Origin of the sequence: Jannaschia sp. 2305UL9-9 (assembly GCF_041403465.1) — a bacterium.
In the GTDB taxonomy this organism is placed as follows: Bacteria; Pseudomonadota; Alphaproteobacteria; order Rhodobacterales; family Rhodobacteraceae; genus Jannaschia.
Map to the genome: position 1 here is coordinate 586065 of NZ_JBGEHM010000002.1, position 13617 is coordinate 599681.

Annotated in this window: 15 protein-coding genes; 7 read left to right on the forward strand and 8 right to left on the reverse strand. The window is 62.4% G+C overall.

Annotated features, from left to right (window positions below):
• Positions 1–49 precede the first annotated feature (49 nt).
• From V6N07_RS10705 to V6N07_RS10725, 5 genes are all read right to left on the reverse strand, one after another.
• Positions 50–1450, reverse strand: coding sequence for an FAD-binding oxidoreductase (locus tag V6N07_RS10705; protein WP_371156272.1), 1401 nt, complete (start codon positions 1448–1450; stop codon positions 50–52).
• Positions 1450–2706 carry a cytosine deaminase gene (locus tag V6N07_RS10710; RefSeq protein WP_371156274.1) on the reverse strand — a complete coding sequence of 419 codons (1257 nt, stop codon included), beginning with the start codon at positions 2704–2706 and terminating at the stop codon, positions 1450–1452. The genes V6N07_RS10705 and V6N07_RS10710 overlap by 1 nt, the downstream gene beginning before the upstream one ends.
• On the reverse strand, positions 2706–3581 hold the full coding sequence (locus tag V6N07_RS10715) for an ABC transporter permease (RefSeq protein WP_371156276.1): 876 nt from the start codon (positions 3579–3581) through the stop codon (positions 2706–2708). The genes V6N07_RS10710 and V6N07_RS10715 overlap by 1 nt, the downstream gene beginning before the upstream one ends.
• Positions 3578–4357, reverse strand: a complete 780-nt coding sequence (locus V6N07_RS10720) for an ABC transporter ATP-binding protein (RefSeq protein ID WP_371156278.1) — start codon at positions 4355–4357, stop codon at positions 3578–3580. Before V6N07_RS10720 ends, V6N07_RS10715 begins: the two co-directional genes overlap by 4 nt.
• Positions 4358–4423: 66 nt before the next feature.
• Entirely contained in the window at positions 4424–5422 is a 999-nt protein-coding gene (locus V6N07_RS10725; protein WP_371156280.1) for an ABC transporter substrate-binding protein, read from the reverse strand.
• Between the two features lie 214 nt (positions 5423–5636).
• On the opposite strand from V6N07_RS10725, the gene V6N07_RS10730 reads away from it, so the two are divergent.
• The 3 genes from V6N07_RS10730 (at position 5637) to V6N07_RS10740 (ending at position 7920) form a co-directional block, all read left to right on the forward strand.
• Positions 5637–6041: a RidA family protein gene (locus tag V6N07_RS10730; protein WP_371156282.1), complete on the forward strand. Its 405-nt coding sequence runs from the start codon at positions 5637–5639 to the stop codon at positions 6039–6041.
• Positions 6042–6114: 73 nt separating this feature from the next.
• Positions 6115–6948 carry a formate/nitrite transporter family protein gene (locus tag V6N07_RS10735; protein ID WP_371156283.1) on the forward strand — a complete coding sequence of 278 codons (834 nt, stop codon included), beginning with the start codon at positions 6115–6117 and terminating at the stop codon, positions 6946–6948.
• Between the two features lie 42 nt (positions 6949–6990).
• The gene (locus tag V6N07_RS10740) at positions 6991–7920 is read left to right on the forward strand and encodes a YihY/virulence factor BrkB family protein (protein WP_371156284.1); all 930 of its coding nucleotides are present in this window, start codon (positions 6991–6993) and stop codon (positions 7918–7920) included.
• Between the two features lie 7 nt (positions 7921–7927).
• On the opposite strand, the gene V6N07_RS10745 is transcribed toward V6N07_RS10740, so the two are convergent.
• A complete protein-coding gene (locus V6N07_RS10745; protein ID WP_371156285.1) occupies positions 7928–8656 on the reverse strand; it encodes a Crp/Fnr family transcriptional regulator in 729 nt (242 codons plus the stop codon).
• A gap of 95 nt (positions 8657–8751) precedes the next feature.
• On the opposite strand from V6N07_RS10745, the gene V6N07_RS10750 reads away from it, so the two are divergent.
• On the forward strand, positions 8752–9102 hold the full coding sequence (locus V6N07_RS10750) for a hypothetical protein (RefSeq protein WP_371156286.1): 351 nt from the start codon (positions 8752–8754) through the stop codon (positions 9100–9102).
• A gap of 30 nt (positions 9103–9132) precedes the next feature.
• Here the strand turns inward: V6N07_RS10750 and V6N07_RS10755 are convergent, their stop codons facing one another.
• On the reverse strand, positions 9133–9945 hold the full coding sequence (locus V6N07_RS10755) for a response regulator (RefSeq protein ID WP_371156808.1): 813 nt from the start codon (positions 9943–9945) through the stop codon (positions 9133–9135).
• A 109-nt stretch (positions 9946–10054) separates the two neighbouring features.
• On the opposite strand from V6N07_RS10755, the gene V6N07_RS10760 reads away from it, so the two are divergent.
• The 3 genes from V6N07_RS10760 to V6N07_RS10770 all read left to right on the forward strand — a co-directional run bounded on the left by V6N07_RS10760 (position 10055) and on the right by V6N07_RS10770 (position 12545).
• The gene (locus V6N07_RS10760) at positions 10055–10228 is read left to right on the forward strand and encodes a NepR family anti-sigma factor (protein ID WP_371156287.1); all 174 of its coding nucleotides are present in this window, start codon (positions 10055–10057) and stop codon (positions 10226–10228) included.
• A complete protein-coding gene (locus V6N07_RS10765) occupies positions 10225–10794 on the forward strand; it encodes an RNA polymerase sigma factor (RefSeq protein WP_371156289.1) in 570 nt (189 codons plus the stop codon). The genes V6N07_RS10760 and V6N07_RS10765 overlap by 4 nt, the downstream gene beginning before the upstream one ends.
• Before the next feature lie 62 nt (positions 10795–10856).
• Entirely contained in the window at positions 10857–12545 is a 1689-nt protein-coding gene (locus tag V6N07_RS10770) for a sensor histidine kinase (RefSeq protein ID WP_371156290.1), read from the forward strand.
• A gap of 21 nt (positions 12546–12566) precedes the next feature.
• On the opposite strand, the gene V6N07_RS10775 is transcribed toward V6N07_RS10770, so the two are convergent.
• The gene (locus V6N07_RS10775; RefSeq protein ID WP_371156291.1) at positions 12567–13589 is read right to left on the reverse strand and encodes an AI-2E family transporter; all 1023 of its coding nucleotides are present in this window, start codon (positions 13587–13589) and stop codon (positions 12567–12569) included.
• Between the last annotated feature and the right edge of the window lie 28 nt (positions 13590–13617).

The window sequence follows — 13617 nt, forward strand, 5'->3', positions numbered from 1 at the left end:
GGGGCGGGCTTGCGAGGGGGGAGGCAGGGCCCCCTTCCGGCTGGCTGACCTATTCCGCCGCCTGCATCTTCGGATAGGCATACATTTCGTCGAACCCGAAGGACGGATCATCCCAGGCGATCATCTTGCCGGGGTTCAGCAGGCCCTTCGGATCCGCCTCGCGCTTGAAGGACAGCTGACGATCATCGACCGACTGCCGTCCGCCTTCCTCGAGGGTATAGCGGTGGGGGTTGAAGATCATCGCGCCCGCGTCCTCGTGCATCTTCACGATCTCATCGAGCCGTTCCTCGGTGGTGAACTTCACCAGCGACAGCCCCGCGAACATCACCTTGCCGTTCTCGCGCAGCACTTCGAGGTGTTGGAGCACTTCGGGCGACAGCGCATCGCGCATCTTCTCGATCAGGGGCAGATGTTCGGGGAACCCATACCGGACCTGCAGGTAGGTGATCGACGGATCGACCTTGAGGGCGCGCAGGGTGGTGTGGTTCCAGCCGTATTCGAACACCGCGCCGGGGCCCCGTGCCCAATCATGATCGTCATTGCGATAGATCATCTCGACACCCGGATTGCGCGACAGGAATGTCAGGAATCCGTCCATCGACTGCGGCGCGACCATCAGACCGATGACGTTGTCCTCGGCCTCCACGTGAGGGGCGACGCGCTGAAAGTAATCCTTGGCGATCGGCGCCTCGAACACGGTGGCCAGCTTGATCAGCACCCCGTCCAGGTTGGCAAGACCTTCGGCAAACCGCGCCGCCTGCATGAAATCCCTGGCGGTCAGGAACATCTCGACCCAGTCGTAGGCAGGGGCGAGGGGAACCTCGATCTCGGTGATGATGCCGTTCGTGCCGTAGGCGTGGCTGACACGGGCCAGTTCCTCGCCCCGGAACTCCAGCACGCGGGGCTCCTCCTCCATCGTCACGACGCGCAGGCGGATGATGTTGCCCAGATCGCGCAGGCTGCCCCAGGTGCAGGACCCGACGCCGCCGGACCCGCCCGCGATAAAGCCGCCGATGGTTGCCGTGGCCCAGGTGGAGCTGAACATCCGCAGTTCCTGCCCGGAATGCGCCTTGGTCGCGGCATCCAGATCCTTCAGCAGGATCCCCGGCTGGGTCACGACGCGACCGGGGGCGATCTCCTGCACCGCGTTCATGTGGTGCAGGTGCATGACGCAGCCGCCGGCCAGCGGCATCGCCTGTCCATAGTTTCCGGTGCCCGCGCCACGGGTCGTGACGGGGACATCATGGGCATAGCAGGTGCGCAGAACCTCGATCACCTCGGCTTCGCTACGCGGAGAGACGACGAAATCCGCCTCGACGTGGTCGAGGCGTGCCTTCAGAACCGGCGAATACCAGAAGAAATCGCGCGACTTGGCGCGGATCGCGGCCTGCGACTGCTCGATGTCGAGGTGGGAGAGTGCCTCTTTGGCGGCGGCGACGTTCGGTTGCATCAGGGCCTCATCAGGTGGTCGAGTTCGGAATAATCGGGCAGGCGGCGGTCGATGGCCGCCCCCTTGCGCAAAACGATGCGGTCGGTCTGGGGGCGGGCGTAAAGCTCCGTCCAGTCGCGCGCGTTGAAGATCACGAGGTCGGCGGGGTCGCCTGCGCGCAGGCCCTGCGCCGCGAAACCGCAGGTTGCGGCGGGTGTCGCGGCGAAGGCATCGCACCAATCGGGCCGACTGTGGTCGAGGTGCGCGATGCGCGTCGCCTGTCGCATCACCTCCAGCATGTCGAGGTCGCCGTAGGCATAGAACGGATCGCGCGTGTTGTCGGAGGCGAAGCTGACGGGAATGCCCCGCGCCTTCATCTCATGCACCAGCGTGACACCCCGACGGCGCGGCGTGCCGGGGCCGCGGTCCTGCAGGTAGAGGTTGCACATCGGCAGGGACACGACGCTGATCCCCGCCTTCGCCACAAGGTCGAGCGTGCCGAACGCCCGTGCCTCGTCCTGCGTGGACAGCGAACAGCAATGGCCAACCGTGACGGGGGCGTCGAAACCGGTCTCGATCACCGTCTCGGCAATCATACGCAGGGTTTCGGATGACGCGTCCATCGTCTCGTCCACGTGGAAATCCGCCGCCAGCCCGCGCGCGGTCGCCATGCGGAAGAACCCCAGCAGGCGATCCTTCAGGTCGGGCACCGGATAGGTCACCATGCCCAGCACACCGCCGTATTGCGCCACGAGGTCGGCGGTATGGGCAAAGTCGCCATCCTCGGAAAAGCCGTCGCAGCCGATCAGGCAGACGGCCTGCAGGTCGATCCGGTCTGCCCAGTCCGCACGGATCTCATCGAACACGGGCCATGAGATGTCGGGTTGCGGCGGAATGCTGTCGAGGTGGGTGCGGATTGCCCGCGTCCCATGGGCATAGGCGCATTTGAGCGAGAACGTCATCCGCGCCCTGAGGTCATCGGCGTTCCAGTTCGCGTGGTCGGCGCGGACCGTGTTCAAGGCGCCCATGAAGCTGCCGTCCGGGTTGGCTGCGCGGGGCCAGATATGACCCTTGTCCAGATGCGTGTGCATGTCCGTGAAACACGGCAGGACCATTGCGCGGGCCATGTCGACGATCGTGCCGGGGGTTCCGGTCAGTTTGCCGTCCGAAATGTGCAGGTCGGTGGTGATCAGGTCGCCCGTCTGACCCAGCAGATGCGCGGGAACGGTGACGTTGGATAGGGTGACAGAGCCGCTGGGCAGGGCGCGAAAGTCCATCAATTCTCCCGTTTGAGGGCGGATTCGTGCCACTTGCGCAGCAACATGTGAGACAGCAGAGACAAGGCCGCGAAGATGAAGACGCCCATCGCCGCCACCATGGCGAGCGCCGCGAACATGCGCGCGATGTTCAGGCGATATCCCGCCTCCTGTATGCGAAAGGCAAGGCCGGCCCCGACACCGCCGGTGCCCGCGACCAGTTCGGCAACCACGGCCCCGATCAGGGACAGGCCGCCCGCGATTTTCAGACCCCCGAGGAAGTACGGCAGGGCAGACGGCAGTTGCAGCATGTAAAGCCGCTGCCACCGCGAGGCGCCGTAGATGCGGAACAGGTCGCGCAGGTTGTGATCGACGGAGTTCAGGCCGAGCGTCGTGGATGACAGCACCGGAAAGAACGCCACGATCCAGGCGCAGAGCAACATCCCGACGGTCTTGGATTCGACGTAGATGAAGATCAGCGGCGCGATGGCGACGACCGGCGTCACCTGCAGGATCACGGCATAGGGATAGAAGCTGAGTTCGACCATCTTGGACTGGTTGAACAGGATCGCAAGACCCGCCCCCCCGATCACCGCAACCAGCAGGGCCAGCAGGGTGATGCGCCCGGTCAGTTGCGCCGCCTCGACCAGCATCGCCCAGTCCCCGGTCAGCGAGGCCCAGACACGCGCAGGCGATGGCAGGATGTAGTGCGGAATCTCGTTCCAGACCACGATCCGATCCCAAAGCCAGATGGTCAGCGCCATCATCACGACGGGCAGGGCCCAGCGGGCGATGCGCTCGGTCTTCTGTCGCCGCAGGCGCCGCGCTTCCTCGGCATCGACGACCGGGGACAGGGGCGCGCTGGGCCCGGCGGGGCCATTGATGTCGGCGGTCATGCGGCCTCCATGGCTTTTTCCAGGGCGCGGGACGCGGCGCGGCAATGCGCGGCGTATTCGGCCGAGGTGCGGAAATCCTCGGTGCGCGGATAGGGGGCATCGACGCGCACCTCTTCGATCACGCGGCCGGGGCGGGCGGCCATGACCACGATCCGATCCGACAGGAACACGCTCTCGAAGACGGAATGGGTAACGAAGATCACGGTGCAGCCGATCCGGGCCTGCATGGCCAGCAGATCGTTGTTCAGTTTGAACCGGGTGATTTCATCCAAGGCCGCAAAGGGTTCATCCATCAGGATCAGTTTTGGCTGGGTGACCATCGCGCGGGCGATGGCGACGCGCATCTTCATGCCGCCCGAAAGTTCACGGGGGTAGGCGTTCTGAAACTTGTCGAGACCGACCAGTTTCAGGACATCGAGGATGTCATCCTTCACCTCGGCATAGGATTTCCCCTCGAGCCTGAAGGGAAGGAACACGTTCTGTGCCACGGTGGTCCAGGGCATCAAGGTCGGTTCCTGGAACACGACGCCAAGGTCGCCCTTGCCGCGCGGTTGCGCCCATTCGATGCTGCCGGATGTCGGGCGCGACAGATCGGCCATCAGGCGCAGGGCCGTCGACTTGCCGCAGCCGGATGGGCCGAGCAGGGAGATGAAATCCCCCTCGCGCACGGCCAGCGACATGTCTTTCAGGGCCTGGACGTTTCCGGGGAACACCTTGTCCACGGAAGAGACGCGCATCAGTTCGGCGCGGCTGTCGAAGGGGGCGACTTTGGGCATCTGGTCTCGGACGGTAGGCTTTGACGGGGCCGGGATAGGCCCCGCCGATGTTCTGAGGGCTGGCGGTTACTCGGGCTTGAGGTCCATGCCGACGCCCTTGTTGACGAAGTCCAGCGTGTAGGACGCCTGCCAATCGGTTTCGGCATCGATGACGCCCGCATCGACCATCTTGTCGAAGAAATCCTCGATGGTGGCGTCGGACATGGCGCCGATACCGTTTTCCAGCGCCTCGCCGGAATCGACGATCCCCTGCGAAATCATCATCTCGCGTGCGAAATCGATCTTGTCCTGCGTCATGTCGGGGTTCGCGGCCTTGATCAGCTCATCCGCGGCGGCGTTGTCACCATAGAGGAAGTTGTACCAGCCGATGGCCGATCCATCGACGAAGCATTCCACCACCTCGGGGCTTTCGTCGATGGTCTGCTGCATCGTCTCGATCGTCGTCGCGTAGGAGGAATAGCCGTTGTCCGCGATCAGGAAGACGTTCGGTTTGAAGCCGCCTTCCTTTTCGACGACATAGGGTTCCGACGACAGATAGCCCTGCATCGCAAGACCGGTGTCCGCAAGGAAGGGCGCCGGGTTGAAGGTATAGGGCTGCCGCTGTTCCACGGTGAAGCCATGGGCGGCGATCATCCACTGGTAGTAGCTTGTAAAGCCGTTGTCCCCGATCAGGAGGGTCTTGTCCTTCAGGTCTTCCCATGTCTCGACGTCCGGATGCGCGACCAGGACCTGGGGGTGCTTTTGGAACGTGGCGGCGACGGCGACGACCGGGATATCCTCGTTCACGGCGTTGAACGCCTGAAGCATGTCCCCGCCCATGTGGAACTGAATGCGACCCGCCAGCATCAGGGCCCGGTTGTTGACCTGCGGACCGCCCGAAATGATTTCGACGTCCAGACCGCATTCCGCGTAGGTGCCATCGGCAACCGATTGATAATAACCGCCATGTTCCGCTTGGGCGAGCCAATTGGTTCCGAAGACCACTGGCGTCAGGTGGCCATCTGCCAACAGGACACCGGGCAGACCTGCCAGCGTCGTGGCGAGAAGCGTTTTTCTGAGAATCATCCCCGTCTCCATCCATCTGTTCGTCATCACGGGGGCCAGCCTTTCCGTCCGGCGATGAATTGAAAGATGGCGGCTTCGTTCTATCGCGCGGCTTTGCAAGATCGCCGGGCATTTGGTCAAAAAATCAGCAGTCTGCCTGACTTCAGCGCAAACCCTGCGTCGATCCGGGCGGGGCGCTGGACCTTTGCGGGTCGACGCGCGCACCTTGTGCCCCATGATTGATCACAAGACCGCCCTGTCGCCCGCCCATGTCGCAGCTCCCTTCGGGGCCTACTCCCATGGTATTCTTGCCGGATCCGACGGACGGCTTCTTGTAACGTCCGGCCAGTTGGGTGTTGCCGCGGACGGGCAGTGCCCTGCCGGGATTGGCGAACAGGCCCGGATCTGCCTCGCGACGATCGATGCGATCCTGCAGGAGGCGGGCGCCACGCGGTCCTGCATTCTGCGACTGAACGCCTATGTCACGAAACGGGATGATTTCGCCGCCTACATGGCCGTGCGCGACGAGTGGCTGACGGATGTTGTCGTCAAGCCGGCCTCCACCCTCATGATCGTCGGTGGCTTTACCCGGCCAGAATTCCTGGTCGAGGTCGAGGCGATGGCCTGGGTGCCCGCCTGATCGAGATGGATTTCGGGAACCCGGAGACACCGCCGAGCGTTGAGACCGCTAGTGCCTCTGGAGAGAAAGCCGAATGACGAAGGACCGCGCTGACGAGTATCACGCCGAGATCGCCGAACAATCCATCGAAGAGGCGGGCAAGCTTGCCCCCAAGATGATCTACGAGGTCATCCGCCGCGACGGCGAAGAGGAACTCGAACGCCCCAAGCGGTCGCTGTTCTGGTCCGGTATCGCGGCTGGCGTGCTCATCAGCTTTTCCGTTCTGGGAGAGGGGGTGTTCCGCACCTATCTGCCAGATGCCGAATGGCGGTTCCTTGTCGAGAATCTGGGCTATTCGCTGGGCTTCATCATGGTGATCCTTGGCCGGATGCAGCTGTTCACCGAAAATACGATCACGACCGTCCTGCCCCTGATGGCGCGCCCGTCGAGGCGGAACTTCGGATGTGTCGCCCGTCTTTGGGCAATCGTCCTGAGCGCCAACATGATCGGCGCCTTCAGTGTGGCCACGCTCTATGTCTATACGCCCGCCTTGCCCGCCGAGCTGGAGCCCGCGCTGATCGCCCTGTCACAGCATGCAACGGGCATGCCGGCGAGCGAGAGCTTCTTCCGCGCAATTCCGGCAGGCATTCTTGTCGCCGCGATCGTCTGGATGCTGCCGCAGGCCGAAGCATCGGCTTTCTGGGTCATCCTGACCTTTGCGTGGCTGATCGCGGCCGGTGACTTCACCCATGTGGTGGCCGGCTCGGTCGAGATGGCCTATCTTGCGGTGCAGGGTCTGATTGCGCCGGGTCAGGCCGTGTTCGGGTTCTTTTTGCCGGTGCTGATCGGCAACATCATCGGCGGTACGGCCGTCTTTGCCATGATGGCCTGGGCGCAGGTAATGGACGAAGTCGAACACGGGGACTAGGCAAGCTGTGACCTGCGACGGATGTCACCGGGATGAGGCACCATGAAGTTGATGCATATGCCCAAATGGCGAGTTTGGTGGTCTATCGCCAACCGACTGTGGCTTGATATCGGGGACAAGCGCCTGCCCCTGATCGCGGCGGGCATCGCGTTTTACGGAATGCTGGCCCTCTTTCCGGCCATTGCGGCGATCATCGCCCTGTGGGGCCTGATCGGCGACCCCGGTTCGCTGTTGCCGCAGATGGACAATTTCCGCGCGATCATGCCGACCGAGGCCTATACCATCGTGGGCGATCAGATCACGGCGCTTGCGCTGGCCGATCAGGGGACATTGGGATGGGCCACGGGGCTGTCGGTGGCCCTTGCCCTGTGGTCGACCCGCGCCGGTGTCGCGGCCCTTATGCAAGGCATGAATGCCGTCTACGGAGAGCGGAGCCGCGCCGGGCTTGCGCAGTACTACTATGCCTACATGCTGACCATCTCGCTGATACTGGTCGCCCTTGTCGCCATCGGGGCGATCGTCATCGCGCCGGTCATCATGTCGTTCGTGCCGCTGGGCAAGCTTGCCGGTCTGGCCCTCGACATCGTGCGGTGGACGCTTGCGATTGCCGTCCTGATGGCGGGGGCCAGCATCGTCTATCGCTACGGTCCCAACCGACGTAATGCGCGCATTGCATGGGTGACGCCCGGCGCGATCATGGCGGTCGGCCTGTGGGCCATCGCCTCCGTCGGGTTTTCGATCTACCTGTCGGAATTCGGAAACTACAACGAGGTCTACGGATCCATCGGTGCCGTGATCGCCCTGATGATGTGGCTGTTCATCTCGGGCTTCCTGCTGCTTCTCGGCGCAGCGCTGAACGCCGAACTGGAACGGCATACCAAACCGGATTCGACCGTGGGGCCGGACCTGCCTTTGGGCGAACGCGGTGCAGAGGCGGCGGATACGTTCGTCGACCTCGACAAGAAGGGGTAAGCTCGCACTACATCAGCGGGCGTTTGGGCAGGCTTTCAAGTTCCATCCCCGCCACATCGGCAAGCTTTTCGAGGTTCGGCACCGACAGGATCCCGTCGTGCCAATTGGCCAATTGCCGGGATCGCAGGCGGGCAAGTGTCTTGTTCGTATGGACGAGGGACAATCCCAAGGCATCGGCCATGTCCTGCTGGCGATAGGCCAGAGGCATGATGCCGTCCTTGGCAAGCCCGATGGATTCACCGCGCTGCATGATCCTGACGAATGCCCAGGCCAGCGCGCCGAGCGCCGTTCGCTGACCCATCGAGGTCAGCGCCTCGCCCATAAAGTGTTCCTCGACGGCGGCAAGCCATGTCAGGTCGAAGGCCCGTTCAGGGTGGGAGCGAAAGAAGCTCCAGAACCCGGCGCGGTCGAAAACGCAAAGGGTCATGGCGCTTGTCGCCTGAACCGAATGGCCCATTTCGCCCATCAGGCCCGCTTGCAGCCCGATGAAATCGCCGGGGAACACGAGGTTCAGGACCTGGCGCCTGCCGTCGGCGAGTGTCTTGTAACGCAAACCCATGCCACGCAGCGCGGTAAAGAGTTGCGGGCTGTTCGATCCCTCCATCAGCAATGTCGTGCCCGGATCGATTGTCATTTCACCGACCTTGAACTGCTGCATGAAACGCGTGTCGTCGGGACTATGATCCAGAAACAGGGAGCTGCGGTGGAGAGGGCAGTGTGCGCAAGCGGTCGCCATATGTTTACTACCTCTCTTCCTATGTCATAGTTTAATGCCACCCAACCCGGAAGGTTTCATATGGGGTCAAGAATTTTTGCTTTGGGACGTGCCTGATGCCACCCTTGTTCATCATAACGGATACCGATGATTTCACGGCCGCTGACCTGCGGGAGATCATCGAGGGGGCTGTCCCGAACGCTGAGGTCCAGTATGTCCAGTGTCTGGAGGATCACAGCCTTGCGGACCATGACATCGCTCGGCTGGTCTGCGCCCTGATCGACATCAAGGCCGCCGAAACCGCGGATCAGCAGGCGTTCGACCGTTTGCGTGCTGGCGGGACTGATGTGATCTGGATCGGACAGTCCCTGCCACGGGACCCGGTCAAGATGGATACGGACAGGCTCTTGCAGACGCCTTTCACCAACGAGTCGGTTCTAACGCATCTCGCCGCGTACCGGGTGTAAGGCCGCCCCGCGAAGGGGCAGCCCTGTGTGTCAGCTGTGCAGTGTCGCGGTCGTGGCGAAGAACATCGCCTGGCTGACTGCCGAGCGGACCTGATCTTCCTTGTAGGGTTTCGCGATCAGGAACGCAGGCTCCGGCCGGTCACCGGTCAGCAGGCGTTCGGGGTAGGCGGTGATGAAGATCACCGGCAGTTCGCCGAACTGGGACAACAGGTCATTCACCGCATCGATCCCCGAGGAGCTGTCGGCAAGGCGGATATCCGCAAGAATCAGGTCCGGACGGTCCTGACCGCCGAGATTGACGGCCTCGTCCCGAGTGCGCGCGATCCCGGTCACCTGATGGCCGAGATCGGAGACGAGATTCTCGAGATCCATGGCGATGACGGGTTCATCTTCGATGATGAGGATGCGTCCGGACACGCTGTCGGCCATCTCGGCATGCGCGATGGAGACCAGCTGCTCAGCTTCGCTGGCGTCGATCTGCATGATTGCACCGATTTCCTCGTAGGTGAATTCTTCGATCGTATGTAGAAGAAGGGCTTCACGCGTGCTGTCGGTCAGGCGCGACAGATGCTTGAGCGCGGCTTCGACCATGAAGTCGTCATTCGGATCGGATCCGACTTTGCTGGCTTGCCAGATCGAATGCAAAACCTTGAAAAGCGCGGTCTTTATCGACAGGGTCGGGTCGAGAGCGCTACGATCCGCAAGGATCGTTTCCAGTGTCGCCACTGCATAGCGATCTCCGCTGTCCTGTGTGCCGGTCAGCGCGCGAGCGTACCTGCGGACGTAGGGAAGGTTGCTCGCGATAAGAGAGGAGAGGTCCCTGTCCGTCGTGTCGATGGTCATTGTCATTTTTTTCCTGCAAAGGCACATTTCCTGGGAACCTAACGCAGGGTTTTGCGTTCGGTTCCAGCAAAGCTGAATTAATTCGTGCTCCGAGGACGATATATATCGCATGACAGGCCTGACACCAAACAAGCGAACGACGCAGGAAATCGACGAAAACCTGCGCCGCGTGTTTCGCGAAAAGGAAGATGAGGCTTTGCCTGATCGGTTCACGTCCCTTCTGAATCAACTGCGCGCGCAGGATGGGTCGGACGGGTCCGAAAAGTCGGGTGGTGAAGCTTGACCGTCAAAAAGGCGCATCGCGATCCGCGGGACGAACTGGTCGATCATCTGCCAGCCCTGCGTGCCTTCGCACTCAGCCTCACGCGCAATGGCGCGACCGCGGACGACATGGTGCAGGACACCATCGTCAAGGCATGGACGAACATCGACAAATTCGCGGTCGGGACGAACCTGCGCGCATGGTTGTTCACCATCCTTCGCAACACCTATTACTCCAGTCGCCGCAAGGTGAAGCGTGAGGTTGCGGACGTCGACGGCATCATGACCGAGAGCATGGCCGAAAAACCTGCCCATGACGGGCGCCTCCAGATGGACGATTTCTGGAAGGCGTTTCAGCAACTGCCCGATGAACAGCGCGAGACGCTGATCCTCGTGGGGGCCTCCGGGTTTTCCTATGAAGAGGCGGCCGAAACCTGCGGCGTTGCCGTCGGCACGATCAAGAGCCGGGCGAACCGCGGGCGCAAGCGTCTGTCGGAACTGATGCATCTCAATGAGGATGAAGCGGTCGAACTGACCGACAACGCGACCCTGGCCGTCGTCACGGCGAACGGCACCACCGCTTTTTGATGTCTGGCGCGTCCGGGCAAAAGGTCCGCTTGCCAGCGGTCTTTCGCGGACTTCGCGTCCAAGTGGCAGCGCTTCTGGCGCTGTCACTTTTGCCGCTTGGCGCGGTAGCGGTGTTCCAGACGCAGGCCCTGACACGTGAAGTGGCGAGTCGGGCCGAGCTTGTGCTGCTGGACCTGACGACAAAGGCGACCTACCGGGAACGCCAGGCGATAGAACGCGGATTTGGCGCGGCCGAGGCGTTGAACCCGGTTCTCAAGTTGTTGCGCGACGATCCTGTCGCCTGTCGTGCCTACCTGCAGAACTACCTCGAGACGACCAGCCGCTTTTCCTTCGTCGGATTCGTGCCTCTGGATGGTGATGTAACCTGTTCATCCTCGACGGAACGGATGGATCTGTCCGACAACGAGCGCATCATCAGCCGGTTGCAGGATCCGCGTGCCTGGATCGACCTGTTGCCGACGCCCCGCGTCAGCAGTGAACCCGTCCTCAACATCCTGTTGCCCGTTCGTGAGAGCGAAGTCTTCGTCGGGTATGTCTCGATCTCCGTGCCGGTGCGCAGCGTGGCCGAGGAATACGATCGCGGTGCCGGTGCCGATACGCGCCCACTGGCGGTCATCACCCTGAACAGCGAGGCCGAGATCCTGCTTTCCGATTCGGCGGACGACAGGATGGAGTCGTATCTTCCCGAGGGGTTCGAAATGGCTTCGATCCTCGGGACCAACGGGAACGTCTTTGTCGATGAAGGCGCCGATGGCCGGGAATACAGCTATGCCTTCGTGTCCATCATTCCGGGGACGGTCTATGCCTTGGGCGTCTGGCCGCTGAAGGAAACACGTTCCTTGCTGGGCCTGTTTGTCATACCGCCCTATTTTCCGCCCCTTCTGATGCTGCTTGCCAGTATCGCGGTGGCGTATTTTGCCGTGGATCGTTTCGTCGTGCGTCACGTCGGCGGCCTGCGCGCGAACATGCGCAGTTTTGCCCAGCGCCGCGTCGTTCCCGCCTTCACGGACCATCGTGGCCTGTCGACCGAGATCAGGGAACTGCGCCAGGGCTTTGCCGAAATGGCGCTCGATCTGATCAGCGACGAGGCCAAACTGGAAGGATCGCTGCGCGAAAAGAACGTGCTGCTCAAGGAAATACACCATCGGGTCAAGAACAACCTCCAGCTGATCTCCTCGATTATGAACATGCAGATCCGCGGTGCCCATCAGCCCGAAACCGTCAGCGTTCTGCGGCGCGTGCAGGAACGTGTGCTCGGGCTGGCTACGGTTCACCGCAACCTGTACCAGGCCGAGAACCTGAGCCGCACGAGTGCGGGTGGTTTGCTGAGGGACCTGTTCGCGGAACTGGTCGTCGCCAGTTCCGAGGCTGGTGAGGAGGTCGACTACCGTCACAGCCTTGAGGATATCACGCTCTATCCCGATCAGGCATTGCCGCTGTCCTTGCTCGCGTCGGAATTGGCAACGAATGCGATCAAGAACGTCGGAACGACATCGAGCGGTGAACGGTATATTGACGTCATCTTCCGCATGACCGAACCCGGCCATGCGCAGCTCGTCTGCGAAAACTCGCTGGGATCGGATCGTGGGACGGCCGATGGCGCCGAAAGCAGTGGCCTCGGGGCACGTCTGATCCGCGCCTTCGCAAGCCAGCTCAGCGGGACGATCAAGCAAGAGAAAACCGAGGATGCCTATCGCGTCACCCTCGATTTCAAGCTGGAGTCGTTTTCACAGGAACCCGAAGACTACTGAGATCGGTCCGGTGCGACGGTTTCAAGACCGTCCGCTTTGCGCCGCGTCGGACGTCGGCTTGTCATCTAGCAGGGCAAGGCTCCAGACGAGGAGCGGAATGGCGACGATCCCGCCCACCGGACCCCAGAGCCACAGCCAGAAGACGAGCGACAGGAACACCAAGAGGGGGTTCACGGCCATCTGTCGTCCGACAAGGCTGGGCGTCACGAACTGTCCCTCGGTCAGGTTCAGGCTGACGTAGATCGCGGCGGGTACGAAGCTGATCGGCCCGTCGAAGGCAACGACCCCCCCGATGAACAGCGAGACCGCAAATCCGGCGGGCCCAAGGTAGAGGATATAGTTCGCGAGGAACGCAACGAACCCCCACAACGCAGGATAGGGCATGCCGAGCAACCACAGGATCGCGCCCAGCAGGGCGCCGAACCCCGCGTTGATCAGGGTGATCGTCAAAAGATAGCGGCTGACTTCCTGTTCGGCGCGCAACAGGCGTTCACTGGTCAGGGACAGGCTGATGCTCATCCATTTGTAGACGTCCCGCCTTGCCAGAAGGAAGAAATACAAGGTTCCGACCATGATCATGATCCACGCGGCCAGGTCGGGCGCCAGGTACAGGGCGTCGCTGACCTTCGGCACGATCAGCGCGGCATCGTCGCTGACGGCGTTGGCGCCCGGCTCGCGCAGGGCATCCTCGACCTGATCGCTGACACGGTCGAGGCCTTCGGCAGTCGATCGGACAGCCGCGATCATGTCGCTCATCTCGGACCAGATGATCGGGGCGCGCGCGATCAGGCTGCTGAGGACGGGTTCCACGAGGACCAGAAGGCTGACCACGAGACCGAGCATCAGGGCCAGCGTCAGGAACGCGCTGAGCGCGCGGGGCGCGCCAAGACGGTCGATCCTGCGTGTCACGGGCGACAGGACGACGCCAAGGACAAGCGCCATGACCACCGGAGAAAACAGGCTGGCGGCCGAGTGCAGAAGGAACGCGAGGGCGACGACCGCCAGTATCCAAAGGGGTGCGGAGGTCGCACGGGCCAATGACATCATTTCTTCCTTTTCAAAGGCGCGTTCG